The following is a 22,830-nucleotide window of genomic DNA, read 5'->3' as shown; positions in this document are numbered from 1 at the left end:
CGGCCCGCCTATGAACAGAACGTTCACAACATTTCGTTGACAACGGATCGTTCAAGTGGTTGACTGTGCAGCATGACCGAGCGTGCTTCGAACGACGACCAGTTCACCCAGCCCGACCCCGGACGCGCGCGGGCGCACCGGGACTTCGCCGCGCTCAGCCGGATCACCGAGCGCCACGGCGCCACCGAGGGCAGGCGGACCCGCTGGCGGCACGCGGTGATCCTCGACCCCTACGAGGCCGTGTCGCTGGTGATGTCGCTGGCCGCGGGCTCCGCCGAGCCGGAGCACGGCGAGGAGCCCGTCGACGACGTGGACCTCACCGCGGCGCTCACCCTGATCCCGCGGGTGCGGGCCGAACTCGACGCGCTGGAGGCCGGGCTGCTGGACCTGTCCCGCAGCCGGGGGCTCACCTGGCAGGCGATCGCGTTCGGGCTGGGGCTGGGCACGCCGCAGGCCGCCCGGCAGCGCTTCGAGCGCCTCACCGAGCGGACGCGGCCGGGCGGCTGACCCGAGGAGCCGTCAGGGGGTGCGGCCGATGAAGGCGAGCAGCCGCGTCTGCACGTCGGCGTCGTCGGGGACCTCGACCCGCGGCCCGTACTGGCCGCTGGCGCGCAGCACCTCGTCCATGGGCAGCATGCCCTCGAGCAGCGCGGCGCACCTCACCGGATCCAGCTTCTCGTCCTGGCCGGTGGCGCGGGCCAGATCCCAGGTGTGCATGAACACGTCGCTGGTGTAGAACCGGTCGATCGCGATGTCGAGCGGCAGCTCGCCCAGGTGCGGGTTGGTCAGCGTACGGCCCGCCGTGGCCGGGTCGTCCAGCAGCGCCTGCACGCCGTCGCTGTGCACGGTCCACGCCGCGACCGGGTCCTCGTCGGCCGACGGGCCGTGCGGCAGGTCGATGCCCGACCCGGCCTTCAGGAACCCGGGGAACCACTCGACCAGGTGCCGCACCACGTCCCGGGCCGCCCAGCCCGCGACCGGCGCCGGGGCGTCCCAGCCGTCGGGGGCGACGCCGCGGACCCGGTCGGTGAAGCCGCCCGCGACGGTACGGTGCTCGGCAGCGGCAGTGGTCATGTTCTGCTCCCTCCGGAGGTGGACTCAGGCGCCGACGGTGAGCCGGACCGCCACCAGGTCGCCGACGCCGAGGCCCTCGGCCTTGCGTACCCATGCCTTGACCGGCACTAGGTAGCGGCCGTCCTTGGGCCACAGCGACGTCGTCCACTCGGCGGCGCCGATCCGCGCCGACACCGGAATCATGCCCCAGCCGTACGTCACCGAGGGGGCCGTGGCCGCCAGCGCGCGGCACTCGTCCTCCGGGACGGTGACGAAGTGCCACGGTGCCGGGCCGCGCCAGAACCACAGCTCGCCACTGAACGTCAGCTCCATCCGGCCAGGATAGGAGCCGCGCTATCCGCGCAGACTGCGCACCATCGAGATCAGCCGGTCGGCCGCCGGGCCCGAGGAGGCGGGATTCTGGCCCGTGACGAGCAGCCCGTCGGTCACCACGTACGGCTCCCAGTCGCCGGCCTTGGAGAACTCGGCTCCCTTGGCGACGAGTTCGTCCTCCACCAGGAACGGCACGACCTTGGTCAGGCCGACGGCCTCCTCCTCGCTGTCGGTGAAGCCGGTGACCCGCCGGCCCGCGACCAGTGGAGCGCCGTCGGGCGTCCGGGTGTGGCGCAGCGCGCCCGGAGCGTGGCACACCAGCGCGATGGCCTTGCCCGAGCGGACGGTCTGCTCGATCAGGCGGATCGAGGTGGTGTCCTCGGCCAGATCCCACATCGGGCCGTGCCCGCCCGGGTAGAAGACGGTGTCGAAGTCGTCGGCGGACACCGAGTCGAGCCGCAGCGTCGCGTCGAGCTGGGCCTCCGCGGCGGGGTCGGCCTCGAACCGCCGGGTGAGGTCGGTCTGGGACTCCGGTTCGTTGCTCTTGGGGTCCAGCGGCGGGCGCCCGCCGCGCGGGGAGGCCAGCGTGATCTCCCATCCGGCGTCGCGGAAGCGGTAGTAGGGCGCGGCGAGCTCCTCGAGCCAGAAGCCCGTCTTGCGGCCGGTGTCCCCGAGCTGGTCGTGGGAGGTCAGCACCATCAGGACCTTCATCAACCCCACCTCCTGTGCCGTGCGGGGGTGAGATCAGCTGACCTGGTCAGGATACCGGCCGGGCTCCGGGGCAGCCGGGGGATGCGCGGATGCGGCACCATGGGCGCCGTGACCGTCACCCCCGTCGATCCGCCACGACCGGCTCTGGCGCGCGTGCTGCGGGCGTACCCGCTCACGCTGGGCGTCGCGCTGCTCGGCACGCTGGTGTTCGCGGCGCAGGTCGCGCAGCCCGCCGTGGTCGGCGCGCTGCAGCGCTCCCCGGACATCGTGCACGGCGGGCAGTGGTGGCGGCTGATCGGCGCGCTGCTGGTGCAGCCGTCCGGGTGGGGGCAGTTCGCGTACAACACGCTCGGGCTGCTGCTGGTCGGGGCGGCGGTGGAGCGGGCGTACGGACGCCTCCGGTGGCTGCTGGTCTTCCTGGCGTCCGGCCTGGCCGGTGGCGTATTCATGCTCGTGCTGCGGCCCGCGGACAGCGGCGGCGGCTCCTCCGACGCCGTCGCGGGCCTGATCGGCGCCCTGGTCGTACTGGCCTGGCGCACCCGGCGCCTTCCGCCGCTGCCGACCCTGCTCTACGCCGCACACTTCGCCGTCTACCTGAGCGTGCTCGCCGCGTGGGGCGTGCTTGCCGCGACGGTCGCGGGCACCCTGGCGCTCGCCGCGGCGGCGGCCGCGCACCGTGCCGGCCTGCGCCGCCCGCTCACCGCCGGCCTCGCCGCGCTTGTGCTCACCGCCGCCGTGGCGATGGCGGTGATCGGCGACGCCCACGGGGCGGGCCTGCTCACCGGGCTGGCGCTCACGGCGCTGCCCCTGGTGCGCCCGCCCGCCTGACCGCTTCCCGCAGCGCGGAGGAGTTGACTACCTCCCTTTACGCCTGATCGGGTGGCATCGAGTTCCGCCGTACGGCTAGGGTGCCGGACGGCGCCGCACCCCAGGCGCCCCGCCTCGAAAGGTACGAGTGATGACCACCCCCACCGGCATGCCGTCCCGCCGGCAGCTGCTCACCGGTGCCGCCGCGGCCGTGGTCGCGGCTCCGCTGGCCGCCGCACCGGCGCACGCGAGCGCGAAGGACCAGCCCACGACCTGGGACCTGACCGTCCTGGGCACGTCCGACACCCACGGCAACGTCTTCAACTGGGACTACTACCGCGACAAGGAGTACGACGACAGCGCGCACAACGACGTCGGCGTCGCGAAGGTGGCCACCCTGGTCAACCAGATCCGGGCCGAGCGCCGCGGCAAGGCGACCATCGTGCTCGACGCGGGCGACACCATCCAGGGCACCCCGCTGGCGACGTTCTACGCCAAGCAGGAGCCGATCACGCAGACCGGCGAGCGGCACCCGATGGCGCGCGCCATGAACGTCATCGACTACGACGCCATCACGCTGGGCAACCACGAGTTCAACTACGGCCTGCCGCTGCTGGACCTGTGGATCCGGCAGCTCGGCTTCCCGGCGCTGGCCGCCAACGCGGTCAAGGTGCGCAACGGCAAGCCCGCGTTCGAGCCGTACGTGATCAAGAAGGTGTCGCTGGGCCACGGCGCGCCGTCGCTGCGGGTCGGCATCCTGGGCCTGACCAACCCGGGCGTCGCGATCTGGGACAAGGCCAACGTCGAGGGCGTGCTGCGGTTCGAGGACATGATCGCCACAGCCGCGAAGTACGTCCCGATCATGCGGGAGCGGGGCGCGGACATCGTGCTGATCTCGGCGCACGGCGGCGACAGCGGCACCTCCAGCTACGGCACCGAGCTGCCGAACGAGAACCCGACCGCGCTGATCGCGCAGCAGGTGCCCGGGATCGACGCGATCCTGTTCGGGCACGCGCACGCCGAGATCGTGGAGAAGTTCGTCACCAACGAGGCGACCGGCGAGCAGGTGCTGACCTCGGAGCCGTCGAAGTGGGGCCAGCGGGTCACCCGCATGGACTTCACGCTGACCCGCGAGCGCGGCCGCTGGAAGGTGCTGAGCAAGCACGCGACCATGCTCAACACCAACACCGTGGTGGAGGACCCTAAAGTCGTCGCGGCCGTGAAGGCCCAGCACGACAAGACCGTGGCCTACACCAACCAGGTGGTCGCGACCTCGGTGGTGGAGCTGTCCGCGGCGCAGTCGCGCTACGTCGACACGCCGATCCTCGACTTCATCAACAAGGTGCAGACCGACACGGTCGCCGCCGCCATGGCCGGCACCGAGTACGCGTCCCTGCCGGTGCTGTCGATCTCGGCGCCGTTCAGCCGGACGGCGCTGTTCCCGGCCGGCGACGTGAAGATCAAGGACGTCGCGGGCCTGTACATCTACGACAACACCCTCGAGGCGGTCGTGCTCACCGGCGCCGAGGTGCGGGCGTACCTGGAGTACTCGGCGAAGTACTTCCGCACGCACGCGGTGGGCGCCGTGGTCGACCCGGCGACGATCAGCGAGCCGGCCGTGCCGGACTACAACTACGACACGTTCTCCGGCATCGACTACGACATCGACATCAGCAAGCCGGTGGGGCAGCGCATCACCGCGCTGAACCACGCTGGCACGACCACCCCGGTGGCCGACGGCGACCGCTTCGTCGTCGCGGTGAACAACTACCGGCGCAGCGGCGGCGGCGGCTTCCCCGGCATCGTCAAGACGCAGGTGTACAACGCGCAGCAGGAGATCCGCCAGCTGCTCATCGACTGGGCGCAGGGCAAGGGCGTCATCGACCCGGCCGACTTCTTCCAGCCGAACTGGCGTCTCGTCCGCGAGGGCGTCCCGGTCTTCTGACGGCCGTCGTACGAGGCTCCCGTCATGCTGTTCCAGCAGCGCGGCGGGAGCCTCGTGCACTACGCGGCGGCGCGCACCGGCCCGTCCGTCAGAGATGGCCATGCGATGGTTCACGCGAAAGCCCGCGTCGCGCTTTCCGAGTGACATGATCCGGCGGCTGGAGCTGCTGGGCCGGTTCAGCCTCGACTCGCAGAGCGCCGGTGTCGACAGCGGTGAGGTGTGGTCGAGCTGCATCGCGCCGTTCATGCAGGAGCTGAGCGCCGAGCCCACCGCCTTCCTGGCCGACCTGCGCGCCCTCATCCAGGGCGAGCAGGGCGGTTGGGCGACGCTGGGCGCGGCTCACCTCATCTGGGAGGTACGCGGCGGGGACGCCGTGCACCTGCCCGCCGCGCTGCCGTTCATCGACGGCGGCATCGACTTCAAGCTCTCCCGGGGCCTGCCCACGGCGAGCCTCACCGGGTACGAGATGCAGCGGCTGGTGCAGCGGCGCGAGGCGGGCGGCTGACCATGGGCTTCCTGGACCACGCGAAGACCTGGACGTTCACCCTCGGCGTCGCCCCGGACGAGTGCATCCGCTTGTTCACGCAGAGCCTCGCGGGCCGCAACGGAGCCTTCCTGAGCAGCGAGTGGAGTGTCACCGTGTCCGGCGGGGGCGTGGCGGAGCAGGCGATCGCCACCTACGAGGGCAGGGCCGCCGGCCCGGCCCCGCTGCCGGAGCGGGCGCGCCGGGAGCAGAGGGCCGCGATCGGCTCCCGGATGCGGTTCACGGCCGTCGCCACGGCCCGTGGCACCAGGTGCACCATGCAGATGATCGAGGTGGCGAAGGTGTACCTCGTCGTCACCGCCGACGCGCGCTTCTTCCGCGTCGCGATGGACCGGGTGGCGCGCCGGCTGCGCGACCGCGACGCCGGCCTGGAGCTGGTCAAAGCCTGACCGGATGTGATCCGCGCGGCATCCGGGAAGGCTTCGGGCAGCGGCGTGGTTGGCAAGATCGTGACTGCCGTGCCGCTCTCCGTGCTCGATCTCGCCCCCGTCGTCTCCGGCGGCACCAACGGCGAGGCCCTGTCCCATACGACGCAGCTCGCGCAGCGGACCGAGGACCTCGGCTACCGGCGGTTCTGGGTCGCCGAGCACCACAACATGCCCGGCATCGCCAGCTCCGCCCCGGCGGTGCTGCTGGCGCACCTGGCCGCGCACACCTCCACGATCCGGCTCGGCTCCGGCGGCGTGATGCTGCCCAACCACGCGCCGCTGGTCGTCGCGGAGCAGTTCGGCACCCTGGTCGCGCTGCACCCGGACCGCATCGACCTCGGCCTGGGCCGCGCCCCGGGCACCGACCAGGTCACCGCGCTGGCGCTGCGCCGCAGCATGGACGCGCTGTCGGCCGACGACTTCCCGCAGGAGCTGGGCCGCCTCATCGACTACTTCGGGTCCGGCACGGGCACGCCCCGGGTGACCGCCGTGCCCGGCCGCGGCGACGCCCCGGCGATCTGGCTGCTCGGCTCCAGCGACTTCAGCGCCCGGCTCGCGGGACGGCTCGGGCTGCCGTTCTCGTTCGCGCACCACTTCAGCTCCGCCAACACCGACCTGGCGCTGGCGATCTACCGGGACGCGTTCCAGCCGTCGCGCTGGCTGGAGCAGCCGTACGCGATGGTCGCGGCGAGCGCGATCTGCGCGCCGACCGACGCCGAGGCCGAGTGGCTGGCCGGGCCGTCCGGGCTGTCGTTCCTGCGCCTGCGGCAGGGGCGGCCGGGCCGGATGCCCACCCCGGAGGAGGCGGCCGAGCACCCGTACACGCCGCTGGAGCGCGAGTTCGTGCTGGCCCGTCGCGACGGGCAGGCGCTCGGCTCGCCGGAGACGGTGCGGCGCCAGCTGACCGCGCTGCTGGACCGCACCCACGCCGACGAGCTGATGCTGACCACGATGGTGTACGACATCGACGCCCGCGTCCGCTCCTTCGAGCTGATCGCCGAGCAGGTCGCCCCGCACCTGTCCCGCTGACCGGCCGGCGCCGCCTCAGCCGACGACCAGCACGTCCAGGTGCGGGTAGTCGGCCGCGTAGCGGCGCACGTCCGCGGCGGTCGGCCGGCTGCCCGCCGCCGGTGACGGCCAGAAGCGTACCGTCGTTCCCGTCGTGCCGTCGTCGTCGACCGGGACGAGGTCGGTGACCGGGACACCGTGCTCGTAGCGCTGGGACCACGCGCCCCCGCGCCGGCGGTTGGTGTGGACGAGCCATTCGCTGAGCGCGGCGACCACGGACATGCCCCGCCGGGGCGCGCCGTCGGGCAGCGCGAGGGCCGGCGGGTCGTCGAAGAAGCGCAGGTCCCGGGTGGCCATCACCGGCTTGCGGATCGGCTGGCCGTGCTCGTCGAGGCGGGTGTCGGTGCCGCGGCCGTCGTCGGCGACCGAGATCGAGCCGTCGCTGTGCAGGGTGACCGTGCAGACGCCGTGCCGTCCGGCGTAGGCCGCCTCGTCGTCGGCGTACGCCATGATCTCCAGCAGCAGGTGGAGGGCGCCGCCGGGGGAGTAGCGGGCGGGGTCGCGGCGGATGTCGGCGAGGTGGTCGTGATCCACCGTCGACGTCCAGTCGTGCGTGGTGTTCGTCCACTCCAGGCGGGGACTGTCCATCCGGTGATGGTCCCACGCCGCCGGGATCATCCTGAACGGCGGTGGCGACTCACCTTTTCCTGTGACCGCTAACGCAAGTTGTTCGGGCATCCTCATCGGATGTCCCTCTACCATGCGGGTCACCGATTGTGAACGTTCACATGGTCTGGCAGACTGCGGGACACATCGACGAACGTATGCCTCCTGCCGCGAGCCGCTGCCCGGACGGCGCGGCCGGGACGGCACCGGATCGGAAGAGGAAGCAATGACGCGTCTCCGCGCCGCGGCCCTGCTCGCCGCCGCGTTCACCCTGCTCCAGCTGGCCGTCGCGCCACTGGCGAGCCCCGCCCTGGCCTCGCCGCCCACCCCGTTCACCAACCCGGTCGCGGCGCAGCGCGCCGACCCGCACATCTTCAAGCACACCGACGGCTACTACTACTTCACCGCGACCGTCCCGGCGTACGACCGGATCGTGCTGCGCCGCGCGACCACCCTGCAGGGGCTGGCGAGCGCGGCCGAGCAGACGATCTGGACCAAGCACGCCAGCGGTGAGATGGGCGCCCACATCTGGGCCCCGGAGATCCACTACGTGAACGGCAAGTGGTACGTCTACTTCGCCGCCGGCTGGTCCAGCGACATCTGGCGTATCCGCATGTACGTGCTGGAGAACTCCTCGGCCAACCCGCTGACCGGCACCTGGGTCGAGAAGGGCCGCATCGTCACGCCCAACGACACCTTCGCCCTGGACGCCACCACCTTCGAGCACCGCGGCGTGCGCTACCTGGCCTGGGCGCAGTCCGAGCCCGGCATCGCCACCAACTCCAACCTCTACCTCGCCGCCATGTCGAACCCGTGGACGATCAGCGGCACCCCGGTCCGGCTCAGCGTCCCGACGCTGGCCTGGGAGACCCGCGGCTACAAGGTCAACGAGGGCCCGGCGGTCATCAAGCGCAACGGCCGGATCTTCATGTCGTACTCGGCCAGCGCCACCGACGCGAACTACTGCCTCGGCCTGCTGACCGCCTCCGACACGGCCAACCTGCTGTCGGCGTCGTCGTGGACCAAGACGGCCAACCCCGTCTTCGTCAGCAACGCCAACACCAGCCAGTACGGCCCCGGGCACAACTCGTTCACCACGTCGGAGGACGGGCAGAGCGACATCCTGGTCTACCACGACCGCAACTATCAGAACATCAGCGGCGACCCGCTCAACGACCCCAACCGGCGCACCCGCCTGCAGAAGCTGTACTGGAACGCCGACGGCACGCCCAACTTCGGCATCCCGGTCGCCGACGGCGCCACCCCGGTGCGGCTGCGCTCGCACAACCAGACCACCAGCTACATCCGGCACTGGGAGTACCGGGCGAAGCTGGAGCCGAACGTGACCAACCTCGCCGACTCGCAGTTCCGCATCGTGCCCGGCCTGACCGGCAGCGGCACGGTGTCCCTGGAGTCGGCCAACTTCCCCGGCTACTACCTGCGCCACAAGAACTTCGAGCTGTGGGTCGAGCGCAGCGACGGCAGCACCCTGTTCCGCAACGACGCGACGTTCTACCAGCGCGCCGGGCTGGCCGGGTCCGGCATCTCGCTGGAGTCGGTGAACTTCGCCGGCCGGTACGTGCGCCACAGTGGCGGCCTGCTCTACGTACAGGCGGTGACCAGCTCGGCGTACGGCGACGCGACCTTCCAGCTGGAGTGAGGACGGTCCGGGTCCGGTGGCGGTCGCGCCGCCGGACCCGGCCTTCGCCGCCCCGCCCTACGGCGGTGACGGCCTGGACATCAGCGCTTCGGCGATGGTCTGCCAGATCTCGGCGGTGAGGTCGGCGATCGCGGCATGCTGCGCCGCGGTGGCCAGCTCGCGCAGCCCGTCGACGGCCTCGGCGGTCCTGCCATGGCGCAGCAGGATCCGGTTGCGCAGGATCCGCACCCGCAGCAGATCGCGGAAGGTCAGGTGGTGCTCGATGCCTTCGAGGTCGGCGCAGGCCTGCTCGGCGCCGGCGAGGTCGTCACGCTGAAAGGCCGCGATGGCCCGCAGCATGCCGAACTCGGCGCGCTGCAGCACCTGGCCGACGAGCCGGAGGGCCGGCTCCGCCTCCGCCAGCCAGTGTTCGGCCCGCGCGGGGTCGCTCGGGTTCGTCTGGAGGTAGAGCGACGCGGCGGCGAGCCGCAGGCGCAGCCACAGCAGCAGGTGGTCCTGGCTGTCCAGCTGCCGCAGCGCCTGTTCCATCAGCCGCACCGCCTCGGCGGACCCGCCCGCCCGGATGCGCACCGCCGCCGCGGCCCACAGTGCCTCGACCGCCAGCGTGCCCCGCGCGCCGGCGACGAGTTCCTCCAGTTCGGCGGCGTGGGCAAGGGCGTCGGGGGTGCGGCCCATCTCCGCCTCGGTCGACACGAGCGTCATGAGCGGGCGCGCCTGCTCGGCGACGGGCAGCTGCTGCGCCGCGGCGAAGGACGCCGCCGCGGCCTCCTGAGCCGATACGAGGTCGCCGGTGGCGCGCAGGCAGCGGGCGAGCTGGTTGAGCGAGCGCACCCGCAGCTCCGGTGCGTCGAGGCCCTCGCTGAGCGCGACGAGTTCGCGCAGGGTGACCAGCTCGTCTTCGCGCTGGGCGGCTTGGTCCTGGGCTCGGGACAGGAGCCAGAGCGCCTGCCAGCGGGTCGCGGGGTCGGCGCTGCGGGCCTGTTGCAGCGAGCGCGCGAGTTCGGCGGCGTCGACGGTGCCGGTGTCGCTGGAGGCGACGGTCGCCAGCAGCGTGGAGAGCTGGTCCCGGCCGGCGGGCCGGAACGCGGCGGCGGTCAGGCCGAGCCGTTCCAGCAGGTATTCGAAGACCTTGACGGTCGGCTGGCGGGCACCGGACTCCAAGCGCGACAGGTATGCCGTCGAGATCTGGGCATCGGCCACCTCGGCCTGGGACAGACCCCGCTCCAGGCGGAAGGCGCGTAATTGCCGGCCGAAGCGGGGCTGCTGGAGCAGGTCCGCCAGGTCGCCCTCGCCGGGGGCGCGCTCGCTGGTGGTCATGCGCTCGACTCGGTGCGAAGTGCCATGCGGTAATGCTGCCGAGCCTTGCCAACTTCTGGCAAGTCGATCTTCAGGGGTCCGGCCGGGGCGGCTGGTGGCCGCCCCGGCGGCGGATCAGTTCGGCCAGTCCACGTTGTCGAGCGGCGTCGCCACCGGCTCGCATGGTGTGGTCGGGCAGGTGTCGCCGGTACCCGTGCCGGTGTCGGCATGGGCGGTGCCATGCGCGCTCGCCGGGCTGAGAGCGAACACCGCCGTGGTGACCGCCGTGAGGATGAGTTTCAGCATTGTTCCCCCGTCGTTGGTTGACAGCGGAGGAATCTAGGTGGGCTGGCACTAGTTGGCAAGAGCCGAGGCAAGCATTGCCGACTTCTTCCATCGAATAACAGGCTAAATCAACGCGAACCGTCCAGGACACATTCGTAGCTGGTCGTTATTTGGCAAATGTTGTTGCCTAAAGTTGACAAGATCTTGAACGGCTTCTAGGTTTTCGGGCCATGACACAACCGCGATACGAGATCGGGAATCTGAGCGACCACCTCGACTGGACCGCCGATGAGTGGACGGAGCTGGCCGAGCTGTGGGACGACCTCCCGCTGGACTCGTTCATGGGGGACCGCGGTACGTACCGGCGCCGGCGGTTCGCCACCGTCAGCTACCGTGCCGGCGCCGTAGAGGTGCTGGAGCAGCGGCCGTTCCTGCAGTCCATGGAGATCAACAAGCTGAACGGGGGAGTCCCGCGCACCTTCGAGCCCGTCGACCAGAGGCTGTTCAAGAGCCCGATCGTGCAGCGGGCGCTGGCCCATTTCGCCGACCGGACCGGCGCGACCGCGTGGACCGTGAACGTGCACCAGCACCGGATCACCGCCACCTGGACCGAGTCGGGCCGGCCCACCCCGGAGGGGGCGCACCGGGACGGCGTCGACCACGTCGCGATGATCCTCATGGACCGGGCCGACGTCGCGGGCGGAGTGAGCACCATCCACGACCTGGCTCAGGCCCCGGTCACCACGCACTGCCTGACCCGGCCCGGCGACTACATCCTGCTCGACGACCGCACCGCACTGCACTCGGTCAGCCCGCTGGAGCCCGCCGAGGGCTGCGCTCAGGGCCGTCGGGACATGCTGTTCTTCGAGTTCGCTCAGCAGGAGGCGCAGGCGTGAGCCGGTCCAAGCACACCATCGCCGCCAACGGCCACGTCGGCCGCCCGTACGCCGACCACGGCGCGATGGCCTTCCCGATCTTCCAGAGCTCGAACTTCAAGTACGAGGACGCGGCTCCGTACGTCGCCACGCTCAACGGCGGCCCGGAGACGAAGAAGTTCAAGTACTCCCGCTACACCAACCCCACCGAGGCCGAAGCGCTGCGCATCCTCTGCGAGCTGGAGGGCGCGGACGGCGGTGTGCTGGTGGGCAGCGGCATGGCCGCCGTGAGCCTCGTCTACAGCACCTTCCTGCGGCCGGGTGACCATGTCGTGATCTCCGAGAACTCGTACTACCGCAGCTACTCCGTGCTCAAGCGCTCCTTCGAGCGGATCGGTGTCTCAGTGTCCGTGCTCATGGCCGGCGCGGATCTCACCGACCTGCTCACCGAGCGCACCACGCTGGTCCACGTCGAGACCCCGTCGAACTACCTGCTGCGCGTGTTCGACATCGCGCGGATCGCCGACCAGTGCCGCGCCCACGGCGCGCTGCTGTCGATCGACAGCACGCTCGCCACGCCGATCAACCAGAACCCGCTGGCGCACGGTGCGGACCTGGTGGTGCACAGCGCGAGCAAGTACCTGGGCGGCCACAACGACATCGTCGCCGGTGTCATCGTCGGCAGGCAGGAACTCGTCGACCGGCTGGCGCAGGAGAAGGGCTACTCCGGCGCGTCGGTGGACCCCTTCGCGTCGTACCTGCTGCTACGAGGGCTCAAGACCCTCGCCGTGCGGATGGCCCACGTGAACGCGAGCACCCTGCGCATCGCGCAGGAGCTGCGAGAACTCGACGGCATCGAATGGGTCTGCCACCCGGGCCTGCCCGAACACCCAGACCATGAGCTGGCCGGACGCTACCTCGGCGGCGGCGCGGGCATCCTCTACGCCAGCCTCGCGCCCGGGCGGGGCTCCAACGACCAGACGGTCGTCGACTTCCTCGACGGACTGGAGGTCTGCGTCATCGCGAGCTCCTTCGGCGGCACCGAGTCGCTGGCCCGCCCGGCCAACATGGAGGAGTTCCCCGATCACCCGCGCCTGATCAGGTTCGCGATCGGGCTGGAGTCGGCCCAGGACATCGTCGACGACGTCAAGCAGTCGCTGAAGCGCCTGCACGCCTGAACCGGGAGCAACCATGACGACCGCACTCGAGAACGCGCATCTGCTCTTCGTGGAGAGCAACCGGTCGGGCTTCGGGCGAAGCCTGATCGAGTACGCCGTTGACGCGGGCTGCGAGGTCACCTTCGCCTCGCACCTGCCGGAGTACTTCCTCGACCGGGACGAGACGCCGGAGACCAGCTTCCTGGCCCGCTGCAAGAACATCATCCGCATCGACACCCACAACAACCTGCACCTGCTGTACGACAACCTCGCCCGCTACTGCGCCGACGCCGGGGTGCATGCCGTGATCGCGACCAGCGACGCGGAGATCGTCCAGGCGGCTCACATCGCCGCCCGCGCGGGCCTGTTCGGCACGGCGCCCGGCGCGGTGGAGGCCGCCAACCTCAAACACCTGACCCGGGGCGCGCTGGCCGCGGCGGGGGTGCCGCAACCGGCGTTCCGGGTGGTCCCGACGGTCGAGGAGGCCGTCACCGCGGCCGCCGAGATCGGCTTCCCGTGTGTGGTCAAGGCGGTCGACGCCAGCGACAGCATCTCGGTGACGCTGGCGAGCTGCGCCGACGACGTGCGGCGCGCCCACGCCGAGCACTTCCGGACTGGCATGTACTCCCGCGAGGTGCGCAAGCTGGGCGTGATGCTCGTCGAGGAGTTCGTCGCCGGCCCGCTCTACAGCCTCGAGGTACTCGCCGACCGCGGGGTGTACCGGGTCCTCGGCGTCACCGACCGGCTGCTCAGCGCGCCTCCGGTCTTCGTGGAGCTGGGTGCGGGGTTCCCGGTGACGGGCGGCCCGGCGCCGGCGCTCACGGCGGCCGGCCTCGCCGCGCTGCGCGCCATCGGCTACGACAACGGCCCGGCCCACATCGAGATGGTGCTGGCGGCGGACGGCCCGCGCATCATCGAGATCAACCCGCGCATCATCGGCAACTCGATCCCCGACGTCATCGCGCGATGCATGGACATCGACATCCGGAGGACGCTGCTCGAGCTGTACCTGGGCCGCGGCCTGCCCGGGGAGTTCGTCGTGGGCCGGGCGGGCTACACCCGCTCCATCGCGGCCGGCGCGGCCGGGGTACTGCGTGAGGTCACCGTGGGCGACCTGCCCGACGACGTCGAGGTGCACCTCAAGGACAGGCTCGGCGCGCCCGTGCGGCCGCCGCAGACCAACCAGGACCGGCTCGGCCGCGTCGTCGCGTACGCCCCGACGGTGGAGCAGGCCAGGGTCCGCGCGGAGGAGGCCCTCGGCGGCATCCTGCTGGAGGTCGACTGACGTGGCGCGCCATCTGCTGCTCGTCGGCTCCTCCAGTGCGGCGCTGCGGGCCGCCGCGGAACTCGGCTTCCGCGTCACGCACCTGGACGACATCCGCCGGGTGCGGCCCGAACACCTCGGCCGGGCCGCGCGTACGGTGCTCACGGACCTGTCTGACGAGGCAGAGGTCCTGGCCATGGCCGCGGCCGTGCACAGAGCCGACCCGGTGGAGATGGTGCTCTCCATGCAGGAGGACTCGCTGGAGGTGGCGGCCCTCCTCGCCGCCCGGCTCGGGGTGCCGGGGCTGGCCGCCGACGCCGTGGCCAACACCCGGGACAAGGCGCGGATGCGAGCGGTCACGCAGGCGGCGGGGCTGGCCTCCACCGTGCCGTTCCTGGCGGGGCCGTCCACGCCCGGGGACCGGCTCCGCTGGGCCGGGGAGGTCGGCTATCCGGTGATCTCGAAGCCGCGCGACGGCTCGGGCAGCCGGGACATCCGCATCCACCGCCGCGCCGAGGACCTTGCCACGGCGGCGCCGACCGCACTGCTGGAGAAGTACGTCGGGGGCAGCGAGCACAGCATCGAGGCGGTCTCCCGCGACGGCGTTCACCACCTGGTCGCTGTCACCGACAAGACGGTCTCCGCCGACGGCCGCTTCGTCGAGATGGGGCACTGCCAGCCGTCGCGGCTTCCGGCGGACGTGCTCGGGCGGGCCCGGGACGAGCTGGCCGCCTTCCTGGACGCGGTCGGGGTGGTGAACGGGGTCACCCATACCGAGATCAAGGTCTGCGACGGGCGGGTCTTCATCGTCGAGTCGCATACCAGGCCGGGCGGCGACCGCATCGTCGAGATCACGAAGGCCGCCACCGGGCTCGACCTCGCGGTCGCCGGCCTCGCGGCGGTCGCCGGCCTGCCGTCGGCCGGCGTGGCGGCCGGCCGGCCCGGCGGCGCCGTCGTGTCCCGCTACTTCACGCTGGCCCAGGCCGAGATCGCGGCCGTGCACGGGCTGGACACGGTGCGGGCCGACCCGGCGGTGCTGATGTGCCACTTCCCGTACGGGACCGGCGACACGCCGCCGCGCACCGTCTCGTCGAGCACCCGGCACGGCTACCTCATCTGCCTCGGCGCCGATCTGGACGAGGCCACCGCGGCCGTCACGCGGCTCGCCGCGCTCGTGAAGGTCGAGTACCGCCGGTGAGCCGGGAACGGAACCTGCTGTACACCGCCTACGCGGTCAGCGCGTCGTCGCAGCTCGCCTTCGGCATGGTGATCCCGCAGCTGCCGCGCTACCTGGAGGCCGGCGGCATGGTGACGGCGGCCGGGCTCGGGGCGGTGCTCGGCGTGCGGGTGGTCTCCCAGCGAGTCGGCGGCCTGCTCGGCGGGGGTCTCGCCGACCGGTTCGGCTTCCGCGGCACGACCCTGGCCGCCGTCGTGGTGCGCTCGGCGGGGCTGCTCGTGCTGGCGTACGCGGGCGATCTCACGATGCTCGTCGTGGGCCTGTCCCTGGTGGGTCTGGGCGGCGCGCTGTTCGGGCCCGGCCTCAACGTCGTGTTCGGATCGGCGCGCAACGGGCACGCCAGGCGCGAGTCCGCCTACCGCTGGGGCGCGACCTGGGACACCATCGGCTCCGCACTCGGGCCTCTGATCGGCGCGGTGCTGCTCGGCGTGGGGTTCGCGTGGCTGTGCCTGGGCAGCGCCGCGGTCTACCTCGGCATCGGCGCGGTGTTCCTGTGGGGCCTGCGCGGCCTGGCGCCGGAGCAGCCGCCCGCCCCGGCCGGGGTGCTGGCCCGGGCCGGGGAGCCGTGGCGGGATGCCGCGCTGTGGTCGGCGTGCCTGGCACTGCTGCCGTATTTCCTGCTCAGCCAGCAGAACTATGTGGTGATCTCGCTGGACCTGATCGGCTTCGGCGCCGACGGCGTCATCCCTTACCTGTTCGCCGCCAACGCCCTGGTCACGTTCGGGATGTCGCAGCTGCTGGAGGGCCGGTTCGCGACGCGGCGGATCGTCGCCACCGGCCGGGCGGTGCTCGCCGGCTACCTGGCCCTGGGCTGCGGGGCGGTGCTGGTGCTGCTCGCGCACGACACGGCCACGGTGGTGGCCGCGTCGGTGCTGCTGTCCGCCGCGTCGGTGCTGATCGAACCGGCGTTCCGGGCACGGGTGTACGGCAGCGCCCCCTCCGGACTGCACGGCACCTACTTCGGCGCGAGCGGCTTGATCATGGGGGGCTGCGCGTTCGCCGGCAGCTGGCTGGGGGGCCTGCTCACCGGCTACGCCGACCAGCACGGCGCCTGGGCCCTCACCTGGCTCGCGTTTCTGGCCTGTGCCGCTGCCGGGGTCCTGCTCGCCCGGCTGCCCGCGCCACGCGGGTACGTCCTGCCGAAGGAGGCGTGAGCGTGGGCGCCCGGTTCGACCTCTCCACCACCGAAGCGGCGGCAATCCTGCGGGCGTACGGCATCGGCGGCGTTCGCGACGTCGCGCCCGTCGCCGAGGGCTCGGTCAACTCCACCTTCCGGGTGACCTCCGAGCGCGGCCCGTTCGTGCTCACCGCGCTGGAACGCCACTTCGACCGCACCTTCTTCGCCGCGCTGTCGGGCATCCTCGACGAGCTGGCGGGTCTGGGCGCGCCGGTGTCAACCTACCTGCGCCCGCCGGGTGCGGCCGAGCCGGTGACGTTCCACCGGGGACAGGCCGTGGTCGTGTCGCGCTTCCTCGGCGGCGGCTCCCTGCAGACGCTGTCGAGCGAGCGGCGCGTGCGCGCGGTCGGCCGGTCGCTTGGCGAGCTGCATCTGCTGCAGGCGCACGTCGACGCCAGCCCGGTTCCGGAGTGGACCCCGCCGTGGCGGCGGCTGCCCCTCCTGGCCGGTGCGCTGGACGCCGCGTTCACCCCGGCGGAGCAGAGTTACCTGCGCGGCGTCCTGGACCTCGGCGCGAGTCTCGGGTGCGACGGCGTCGAGTGGGGTTTCCTGCACGGCGACGTGTTCCCGGGCAACGTCGTCTTCGCCGAGCCCGACCGCGCGGTCCTGATCGACTTCGAGGAGGCCCGGCGGGGGCCGCTGCTGCTGGACCTCGCCACGGCGCTGATCAGCTGCTGCACCGGGTCGGGCGGGTGGGACGCGCGGCTGGTGCGGGCGCTGCTCGCCGGCTATCGCAGCGTACGCCCGCCGGCCGGCGGCGAGTCTCGGCTGCTCCCGCTGATGCTCTTCGTCGCCTGTGCCGAGTTCCTCTTCGGGCGCCTGGCCGATCCGGCCATGGGCCTGTCCCCCCGTCCCATGTTCGATCTTCTGCGATCCCTCAGCAATGGAGTGCCCGGTGTCAATTGAATCCCAGTTCGGCGCAGTGACGCTCGACGCCGAAGAGGCGGCCGCGCTCGCGTCGCTGGCGCGTGAACTGATTGGCTACCGTCCCGGATCCCTCGATCCGGAGTTCGCGAAGATCCTCAGCGGGGATCTGCCCCGCTCGCTGCGCGCGGCGCTGTCGTCCCTGCTGGAGGAGCGGGTGCTGGGCGTGGTCGTGCGGGGAGTCGACATCGACGCGGCACGGCTCGGGCCCACCCCCCTGGGCTGGAGCGACGGCACCGCGGCCGACCGCTCGGCGCTGGGCTCGGCGCAGCTGATGCTGGCCGCGGGCTGGCTCGGCGACGTGTTCGGCTGGGCGTCCCAGCAGAACGGGGCACTGGTCCACGACATCTGTCCCCAGCCGGGTCGCGAGTACGACCAGATCGGCGCGGGCAGCGAGGCCGAGCTGGAGTGGCACACGGAGGAGTCGTTCCATCCTTACAAGTGCGACTACCTCGGCCTGCTGACGCTGCGCAACCCGGGCCAGGCCGCCACGACGATCGGCCATGTGCCGCCGGACACGCTGCCGGACTGGGTTCGGCGGGAGCTGGCCCGGCCGGTGTTCTGCTTCCTGCCCGACGACGCCCACGTTGCCGAGGCGGCGGCGAGCGAGTCCGTGGCGGGCATGATCAGCGATCCGGTCCCGGTGCCGGTGCTCTACGGCGGGCCGGACGGACCTTACCTGCAGGTGGATCCGGCGTACATGTACGTGCTGGCCGATGACGAACCGGCCCGCCGGGCCCTGGCGCACCTGACCGACCGGATCGACGCGTCGCTGGTGGACCTGCCCGCCGGCCCCGGTTCCATCGTCTTCCTCGACAACTACCGGGTGGTGCACGGGCGGCGGCCGTTCGTGCCCCGCTACGACGGCACCGACCGGTGGCTCAAGCGGGTCAACGTGACCCGCAACCTGCGTGCCTCACGCTCCATGCGTACGTCCGCGGTGTCGCGGATCATCACCTGACCGTGGAACGGCGGGATGCCGGGACCGGTCACCGTGCCCGGTCCCGGCGCCGCCGCAGCGGACTACACGCGACGCACCACGTGTAACAGGTACTCCTTGCGGTCCAGCGGGTTCGCGTCGGCGCGTGGCCGCACCGGCGCCTGCCCGCGCACCTGCCGGTAATGGTCGAACCTGCCGTCCACGCTGCCCTCGCCGCGGGTGAGCGAGGGCAGCAGCCGCTGCAGCTCGTGCACCCGCGTCGCGGGCAGGTGCACCTCCAGCTCCGCGGTGCCGCCGCGCACCGTGGTCGCCTGCGGCACCCCGCCGAGCTGTGCCAGCACCGGCGCGACCGCGCCCACCGCGTCGGCGGGCAGCTCCACGGTCACCCGGTGGACCGGCTCGTGCACGCTCGTGCCGGCCTCGCGCAGCGCCGTCATCAGCACCAGCGGGGTGAGGTTGCGGAAGTCGCCCGCCGAGCTGGACCACTTGCTCCACCCGTACGGCGGCGGCGGGGTGTACGACGAGCGGGTCAGCGTCACCACGCAGTCGGTGACCTGCCAGCCGCGCAGCCCCTGCCGCAGCGTGCGGTGCACGCTCTCCTCGACCGCCTTGATGAACGCCATCGGCAGCGAGCCCAGTTCGATGCCGAGCCGGAAGCGCACGCCCGTGCCCGGCTCCGCCGGTGCAAGACGCAGCCCGACCCCGGCCCGGAACGGGTTCTCCCCGCCCATGTCCTCGGCCGCCACGCCGGTGCCCACCGGGCGCTCGATGTAGATGGTGGTCGTCTCCTGGAACGACACGCCGATGCCGTACTCCTCGGCCAGGGTCGTCTGGATGACCTCCTTCTGCACCTCGCCGTAGAGCGACACCGAGATCTCGGGGCTTCCGGGATCGCCCGTCTGCCGCAGCCCGATCAGCGGATCCTGCTCGGCGAGCTGGGTCAGCGCCGCGTGTAGCGCGCCCCGGTCGGCGGCGCGGCCCGGCACGACCACGGTCTCCAGCGTCGGCGGCGCGAAGTGGTGTGCCGCGGCCGGCCGTCGCGGGGGAGCGCCGACGGTGTCGCCGATGCGCACCTCGGCCAGGCCGGTGACCTGGGCGATCTCACCCGCGCCGACGGCCGTGCGCGGCTCGGCGCCGCCGTGGTCGAACACACTGATCGCGGTCACCTTGCCCGAGCGGCCCTCGCCGAACGGCAGCCGGTCGCGCACGCGGACCGTGCCGTCGAACATCCGCACGTAGGCGACCTTCTCCCCGGCGGGGCCGCGCTCGACCTTGAACACCGACCCGGACGGCAGTGCGGCCGGATCGCCCGCCGCCGTGGGCAGCAGCCGCGTGACCGCGCTCATCAGCTCCGGCACACCCGCGCCGGTCACGGCCGAGCCGAAGTACACCGGATGCACCAGCGCCCGCCGGGACTGCTGGGTGAGGCAGCGGCGCAGCCGCCGCCACGGTACGGGCGCGCCGCCGTCGACGTACGCCGCCAGCAGCGCGTCGTCGTGCTCGGCCAGCAGCTCGACGAGCCGGCCGGCGAAGCCGGGATGCTCCGGCGGGAACGGCGTGAACGACGCCGCCGCGCCGCCGAGCCCGTCGACCGCGCCCATCGCGGCGATCGCGGGGGTGAGCCGTGCGGCGATGCCGTCGAGCAGCTCGCCGTAGCGGGCCCCGGAGCGGTCGATCTTGTTGACGAACAGCAGCGTCGGGATGCGCAGCCGACGCAGCACCCGCATCAGCACCCGGGTCTGCGCCTGCACGCCCTCGACGGCCGAGACGACCAGCACCGCGCCGTCGAGCACGCCGAGCACCCGCTCCACCTCGGCGATGAAGTCCGGGTGGCCGGGGGTGTCGATCAGGTTGATCCGGGTGCCGTCCACCACGAACGACACCACGGCCGACTTGATGGTGATGCCGCGGCGGCGTTCGAGTTCGAGCGTGTCGGTCTGCGTGTTGCCGTCGTCGACGCGGCCGATCTCGTCGATGACCCCGGCGGCGTGCAGCAGCCGCTCGGTCAGGCTGGTCTTACCGGCGTCGACGTGCGCCAGGATGCCGAGGTTGAGTGTCCTCAAGAAGCGTCATGTCCTCTGCGAGAGCGAATGGGAGCCTGCGGGCGGACATGACAGCTCGCATCGGACTCTCCTTGCTCCGGGGACAGGACTCATCCGCAGTACAACAAGGCGCGGCGGGCGGGCGCAACCGGTTTATCCCGGTGTGCACCCGCCCGCCGCGGGGGCGGATCAGCTGACCGAACCGATCACCGTGCTGCCGGACTTGGTGACGTAGTACGTCACCGTGGTGCCGCTCCAGAAGTGCAGGGTGAGCGTCACCTTGGCCCCGGCGTTGATGTCGTTGAACAGCTCGGGCTTGAGCGTGATGCTGTTCGCGGCGTAGTTCGGCGCGAACGTGTAGTCGAACTCCTTGAACGAGGTCCAGTTCTGCGGCCCGGCGTTGCTGCCGTCGGCGTACTTGGCCTCCATGGTGGCCAGCACGTCCCCGCGGAACTGGGTCGGGATGGCGAAGCTGCTCGTGGTGCCGGTCGCGTTCGACACCTGCGGCGTGTCGTAGGTGAGGAAGTTGATCCGCCACGGCACGCCCTGCGAGAACACCACGTTGACCGACGCGTTGACGCCGTACGCCCGGCTGCCCGACAGCCTGGTGATCGCCGCGGCGGTGAACGTCAGCGTGCTGCCGGAGATGGTGTAGTCGCTGCCCTGGGTGAGGTTCGTGCTGCCCTGGCGGACGGCGGTGACCGTGGCGCCGTTCAGGTTGAGCGTCACCGCCTTGGCCGTGATCGAGCTCGCCTTGGCGCTGAAGATCTGGTCAGAGGAGGCCGTGCCGGAGCGCACCGTCCAGCTCGACTTGATCTGGTTGAACAGCTCCTGGTCGCTCCACGCGAACGAGGTGCGGCCGAAGTGCTGCCCGTTGTCCCAGAGCATGGTGGTCAGCCGCTTCGTCCGGGCGTAGTAGCCCAGGTACTCGAAGAACTTCAGCTTCTCGCCCTGCTCGATGGTGCCGACGTGCCGGTCGAAGCCGAGCAGGCCGTACTCCCCGATGATCACCGGGATGTTGCGCGTGACGAAGGCGTTGTAGACCCGGTCGAACTGGTCGGTCAGGTCCTGCTGCGTCGTGGCGTCGAACCTGGTGTACCCGGCGATGTTCACGCTGAACGGCCAGAAGCCGTAGAAGTGCACGGTGGCGATCAGGTTCGGGTCGTTGAGCGCGGTGAACGTGGCCGTCAGCTCGTCGATGCGAGCCTGGTCGGCCGAGGTGTGCAGGGTCGGCAGCACCAGCAGGCGGGTGCTGTTGTTGCCGCCCGACGCGCGCACGATCCGGTGGAACGAGGTGTTCAGCTCGTTGAGCAGCTGCGCGTTCTGCGCGTCGCCGGAGGAGCCGGTGAACTGCGGCTCGTTGACGCTCTCCAGGGTCAGCTTGGGCGAGGAGTTGCGGAACGTGCTCGCCAGCTGCGTCCAGATCGCGTTGTACCGGTTGAGCACGTTGGTGCGGTCACCGGGCATGTTGGCGATCCACTGCCACGAGTCGTGGTGGATGTTGAGCATGACGTACAGGTCGGCGGCCAGCGCCCAGTCGACGACCTCCTTGACCCGGGCCAGGTACGCCGCCTCGATGGTGTAGCTCGGCGCGCCGCCCTGGTGCTGGCCCCAGGTGACCGGGATGCGGATGCTCTTGAAGCCCTGCGCCTTGATGTTCGTGATCAGCGACTGGGTGATCCTCGGGTTGCCCCAGGAGGTCTCGTCGGCGCCGGTGGCGTCCAGCGAGTTGCCGAGGTTCCAGCCGGGCTGCATCGCGGCGACCGCGGCCATCGCGTTGCCGGGCGGCGGGGTGCTCGGCGAGGGGCTGGTGGACGGGCTGCTCGACGGGCGAGGGCTGGCCGAGGCGCTCGGCGAGGCGCTGGCGCTGGCCGACGCGCTCGGGCCGACCGAGCCGGTGCAGGCCACCCCGTTGAGCGTGAACGAGGTGGGCGCCGTGTTGGTGCCCGACCAGGACCCGTTGAAGCCGAACGACACGGTGCCGTTGGTGGGGATCGCGGCGTTGTAGGACAGGTTCGTGGCGGTCACCGTGGCGGCGGGCTGGGTGTAGCTCGCGTTCCAGATGCTCGTGACCTTCTGGCCGTTGGCGTACGTCCAGACCAGGTTCCAGCCGTTGACCGGGTCGCCCAGGTTGGTGATCTCCACGTTGGCGGTGAAGCCGCCGGGCCACTGGCTGGGCGCGGAGTAGTTCACCCGGCAGCCCGCCGCGGCGTAGGCGTTGGTGGCCGCGACGAGCGCGCCGCCGGCCACGACCGTGGCCACGCTGCCGAGGACGAGCGCGGCCTTCCACCGGGCAGAGCGCAGCCTGTGCTGCAGACTTGTCATGAGAGTCCTCGCTGATGAGGGGCTGCGCGGCGCGACTGACTGCCCGGTCGCCGAGGCACTGCGCAGTGTCTGACACTGATCACATGAGACTAAGTTGTGTATCCAAACTATTCAACCGTTCGGGCGAGATCCTGCGTGCCTGACTGATCGAGG

The 22,830-nt window shown here is 71.6% G+C and carries 22 protein-coding genes; 14 read left to right on the top strand and 8 right to left on the bottom strand.

Going from position 1 to position 22,830, the window contains the following annotated elements; genetic code table 11:
• The first annotated feature begins 72 nt into the window (after positions 1 to 72).
• Positions 73 to 507 carry a DNA-binding protein gene (locus Cba03nite_RS28490; RefSeq protein WP_203752616.1) on the top strand — a complete coding sequence of 145 codons (435 nt, stop codon included), beginning with the start codon at positions 73 to 75 and terminating at the stop codon, positions 505 to 507.
• Positions 508 to 519: 12 nt separating this feature from the next.
• Here the strand turns inward: Cba03nite_RS28490 and Cba03nite_RS28485 are convergent, their stop codons facing one another.
• From Cba03nite_RS28485 to Cba03nite_RS28475, 3 genes are read right to left on the bottom strand one after another with little or no spacing between them, the layout of a single operon-like run.
• On the bottom strand, positions 520 to 1,074 hold the full coding sequence (locus tag Cba03nite_RS28485) for a TIGR03086 family metal-binding protein (protein WP_203752614.1): 555 nt from the start codon (positions 1,072 to 1,074) through the stop codon (positions 520 to 522).
• A 24-nt stretch (positions 1,075 to 1,098) separates the two neighbouring features.
• On the bottom strand, positions 1,099 to 1,386 hold the full coding sequence (locus tag Cba03nite_RS28480; protein WP_203752611.1) for a DUF1905 domain-containing protein: 288 nt from the start codon (positions 1,384 to 1,386) through the stop codon (positions 1,099 to 1,101).
• Between the two features lie 21 nt (positions 1,387 to 1,407).
• Positions 1,408 to 2,097 carry a type 1 glutamine amidotransferase domain-containing protein gene (locus tag Cba03nite_RS28475; protein WP_203752608.1) on the bottom strand — a complete coding sequence of 230 codons (690 nt, stop codon included), beginning with the start codon at positions 2,095 to 2,097 and terminating at the stop codon, positions 1,408 to 1,410.
• A gap of 108 nt (positions 2,098 to 2,205) precedes the next feature.
• Here Cba03nite_RS28475 and Cba03nite_RS28470 point away from each other — a divergent pair, with 108 nt between their 5' ends.
• The 5 genes from Cba03nite_RS28470 to Cba03nite_RS28450 all read left to right on the top strand — a co-directional run bounded on the left by Cba03nite_RS28470 (position 2,206) and on the right by Cba03nite_RS28450 (position 6,850).
• Positions 2,206 to 2,925 carry a rhomboid family intramembrane serine protease gene (locus Cba03nite_RS28470; protein WP_203752605.1) on the top strand — a complete coding sequence of 240 codons (720 nt, stop codon included), beginning with the start codon at positions 2,206 to 2,208 and terminating at the stop codon, positions 2,923 to 2,925.
• A gap of 130 nt (positions 2,926 to 3,055) precedes the next feature.
• Positions 3,056 to 4,849 (top strand): bifunctional metallophosphatase/5'-nucleotidase, encoded by a 1,794-nt coding sequence (locus Cba03nite_RS28465; RefSeq protein WP_203752596.1) that lies wholly within the window; start codon positions 3,056 to 3,058, stop codon positions 4,847 to 4,849.
• Between the two features lie 145 nt (positions 4,850 to 4,994).
• The gene (locus Cba03nite_RS28460; protein WP_203752594.1) at positions 4,995 to 5,354 is read left to right on the top strand and encodes a hypothetical protein; all 360 of its coding nucleotides are present in this window, start codon (positions 4,995 to 4,997) and stop codon (positions 5,352 to 5,354) included.
• A gap of 2 nt (positions 5,355 to 5,356) precedes the next feature.
• On the top strand, positions 5,357 to 5,782 hold the full coding sequence (locus Cba03nite_RS28455) for a hypothetical protein (protein WP_203752592.1): 426 nt from the start codon (positions 5,357 to 5,359) through the stop codon (positions 5,780 to 5,782).
• A gap of 69 nt (positions 5,783 to 5,851) precedes the next feature.
• Positions 5,852 to 6,850: an LLM class flavin-dependent oxidoreductase gene (locus Cba03nite_RS28450; RefSeq protein WP_308442766.1), complete on the top strand. Its 999-nt coding sequence runs from the start codon at positions 5,852 to 5,854 to the stop codon at positions 6,848 to 6,850.
• A 15-nt stretch (positions 6,851 to 6,865) separates the two neighbouring features.
• Here Cba03nite_RS28450 and Cba03nite_RS28445 read toward each other — a convergent pair whose 3' ends face one another.
• Positions 6,866 to 7,477, bottom strand: a complete 612-nt coding sequence (locus Cba03nite_RS28445; RefSeq protein WP_203752584.1) for a hypothetical protein — start codon at positions 7,475 to 7,477, stop codon at positions 6,866 to 6,868.
• Between the two features lie 244 nt (positions 7,478 to 7,721).
• On the opposite strand from Cba03nite_RS28445, the gene Cba03nite_RS28440 reads away from it, so the two are divergent.
• Positions 7,722 to 9,155 (top strand): family 43 glycosylhydrolase, encoded by a 1,434-nt coding sequence (locus tag Cba03nite_RS28440; protein ID WP_203752582.1) that lies wholly within the window; start codon positions 7,722 to 7,724, stop codon positions 9,153 to 9,155.
• A gap of 57 nt (positions 9,156 to 9,212) precedes the next feature.
• On the opposite strand, the gene Cba03nite_RS28435 is transcribed toward Cba03nite_RS28440, so the two are convergent.
• Entirely contained in the window at positions 9,213 to 10,472 is a 1,260-nt protein-coding gene (locus Cba03nite_RS28435; protein ID WP_203752579.1) for a helix-turn-helix domain-containing protein, read from the bottom strand.
• A gap of 114 nt (positions 10,473 to 10,586) precedes the next feature.
• Complete coding sequence (locus tag Cba03nite_RS28430) at positions 10,587 to 10,757, bottom strand: hypothetical protein (protein ID WP_203752576.1); 171 nt, start codon at positions 10,755 to 10,757, stop codon at positions 10,587 to 10,589.
• A 209-nt stretch (positions 10,758 to 10,966) separates the two neighbouring features.
• On the opposite strand from Cba03nite_RS28430, the gene Cba03nite_RS28425 reads away from it, so the two are divergent.
• From Cba03nite_RS28425 to Cba03nite_RS28395, 7 genes are read left to right on the top strand one after another with little or no spacing between them, the layout of a single operon-like run.
• Positions 10,967 to 11,632, top strand: a complete 666-nt coding sequence (locus Cba03nite_RS28425; RefSeq protein ID WP_203752572.1) for a 2OG-Fe dioxygenase family protein — start codon at positions 10,967 to 10,969, stop codon at positions 11,630 to 11,632.
• A complete protein-coding gene (locus Cba03nite_RS28420; RefSeq protein ID WP_203752570.1) occupies positions 11,629 to 12,789 on the top strand; it encodes a trans-sulfuration enzyme family protein in 1,161 nt (386 codons plus the stop codon). Before Cba03nite_RS28425 ends, Cba03nite_RS28420 begins: the two co-directional genes overlap by 4 nt.
• A gap of 13 nt (positions 12,790 to 12,802) precedes the next feature.
• Complete coding sequence (locus Cba03nite_RS28415; RefSeq protein WP_203752567.1) at positions 12,803 to 14,053, top strand: ATP-grasp domain-containing protein; 1,251 nt, start codon at positions 12,803 to 12,805, stop codon at positions 14,051 to 14,053.
• A 1-nt stretch (position 14,054) separates the two neighbouring features.
• The gene (locus Cba03nite_RS28410; RefSeq protein WP_203752565.1) at positions 14,055 to 15,230 is read left to right on the top strand and encodes an ATP-grasp domain-containing protein; all 1,176 of its coding nucleotides are present in this window, start codon (positions 14,055 to 14,057) and stop codon (positions 15,228 to 15,230) included.
• The gene (locus Cba03nite_RS28405; protein ID WP_203752561.1) at positions 15,227 to 16,423 is read left to right on the top strand and encodes an MFS transporter; all 1,197 of its coding nucleotides are present in this window, start codon (positions 15,227 to 15,229) and stop codon (positions 16,421 to 16,423) included. Before Cba03nite_RS28410 ends, Cba03nite_RS28405 begins: the two co-directional genes overlap by 4 nt.
• A gap of 2 nt (positions 16,424 to 16,425) precedes the next feature.
• A complete protein-coding gene (locus Cba03nite_RS28400) occupies positions 16,426 to 17,352 on the top strand; it encodes a phosphotransferase (protein WP_203752558.1) in 927 nt (308 codons plus the stop codon).
• Positions 17,342 to 18,331, top strand: coding sequence for a TauD/TfdA family dioxygenase (locus Cba03nite_RS28395; protein ID WP_203752555.1), 990 nt, complete (start codon positions 17,342 to 17,344; stop codon positions 18,329 to 18,331). The genes Cba03nite_RS28400 and Cba03nite_RS28395 overlap by 11 nt, the downstream gene beginning before the upstream one ends.
• A gap of 62 nt (positions 18,332 to 18,393) precedes the next feature.
• Here Cba03nite_RS28395 and Cba03nite_RS28390 read toward each other — a convergent pair whose 3' ends face one another.
• Both Cba03nite_RS28390 and Cba03nite_RS28385 read right to left on the bottom strand, forming a co-directional pair.
• Positions 18,394 to 20,373 carry an elongation factor G gene (locus tag Cba03nite_RS28390; protein ID WP_203752548.1) on the bottom strand — a complete coding sequence of 660 codons (1,980 nt, stop codon included), beginning with the start codon at positions 20,371 to 20,373 and terminating at the stop codon, positions 18,394 to 18,396.
• Positions 20,374 to 20,541: 168 nt separating this feature from the next.
• Entirely contained in the window at positions 20,542 to 22,677 is a 2,136-nt protein-coding gene (locus tag Cba03nite_RS28385) for a cellulase family glycosylhydrolase (RefSeq protein ID WP_203752546.1), read from the bottom strand.
• Between the last annotated feature and the right edge of the window lie 153 nt (positions 22,678 to 22,830).

The sequence above is a fragment of the Catellatospora bangladeshensis genome (assembly GCF_016862575.1).
In the GTDB taxonomy this organism is placed as follows: domain Bacteria; phylum Actinomycetota; class Actinomycetes; order Mycobacteriales; family Micromonosporaceae; genus Catellatospora; species Catellatospora bangladeshensis.
The sequence above is the reverse complement of the archived record's forward strand: the minus strand, read 5'-3'. Positions and strand labels throughout refer to the sequence as shown.

Coding starts and splice junctions, on each gene's coding strand:
- Cba03nite_RS28490 (WP_203752616.1), top strand. CDS start 73: ATGACCGAGCGTGCTTCGAACGACGACCAGTTCACCCAGCCCGACCCC.
- Cba03nite_RS28485 (WP_203752614.1), bottom strand. CDS start 1,074: ATGACCACTGCCGCTGCCGAGCACCGTACCGTCGCGGGCGGCTTCACC.
- Cba03nite_RS28480 (WP_203752611.1), bottom strand. CDS start 1,386: ATGGAGCTGACGTTCAGTGGCGAGCTGTGGTTCTGGCGCGGCCCGGCA.
- Cba03nite_RS28475 (WP_203752608.1), bottom strand. CDS start 2,097: ATGAAGGTCCTGATGGTGCTGACCTCCCACGACCAGCTCGGGGACACC.
- Cba03nite_RS28465 (WP_203752596.1), top strand. CDS start 3,056: ATGACCACCCCCACCGGCATGCCGTCCCGCCGGCAGCTGCTCACCGGT.
- Cba03nite_RS28460 (WP_203752594.1), top strand. CDS start 4,995: ATGATCCGGCGGCTGGAGCTGCTGGGCCGGTTCAGCCTCGACTCGCAG.
- Cba03nite_RS28455 (WP_203752592.1), top strand. CDS start 5,357: ATGGGCTTCCTGGACCACGCGAAGACCTGGACGTTCACCCTCGGCGTC.
- Cba03nite_RS28445 (WP_203752584.1), bottom strand. CDS start 7,477: ATGGACAGTCCCCGCCTGGAGTGGACGAACACCACGCACGACTGGACG.
- Cba03nite_RS28440 (WP_203752582.1), top strand. CDS start 7,722: ATGACGCGTCTCCGCGCCGCGGCCCTGCTCGCCGCCGCGTTCACCCTG.
- Cba03nite_RS28435 (WP_203752579.1), bottom strand. CDS start 10,472: ATGACCACCAGCGAGCGCGCCCCCGGCGAGGGCGACCTGGCGGACCTG.
- Cba03nite_RS28430 (WP_203752576.1), bottom strand. CDS start 10,757: ATGCTGAAACTCATCCTCACGGCGGTCACCACGGCGGTGTTCGCTCTC.
- Cba03nite_RS28425 (WP_203752572.1), top strand. CDS start 10,967: ATGACACAACCGCGATACGAGATCGGGAATCTGAGCGACCACCTCGAC.
- Cba03nite_RS28415 (WP_203752567.1), top strand. CDS start 12,803: ATGACGACCGCACTCGAGAACGCGCATCTGCTCTTCGTGGAGAGCAAC.
- Cba03nite_RS28385 (WP_203752546.1), bottom strand. CDS start 22,677: ATGACAAGTCTGCAGCACAGGCTGCGCTCTGCCCGGTGGAAGGCCGCG.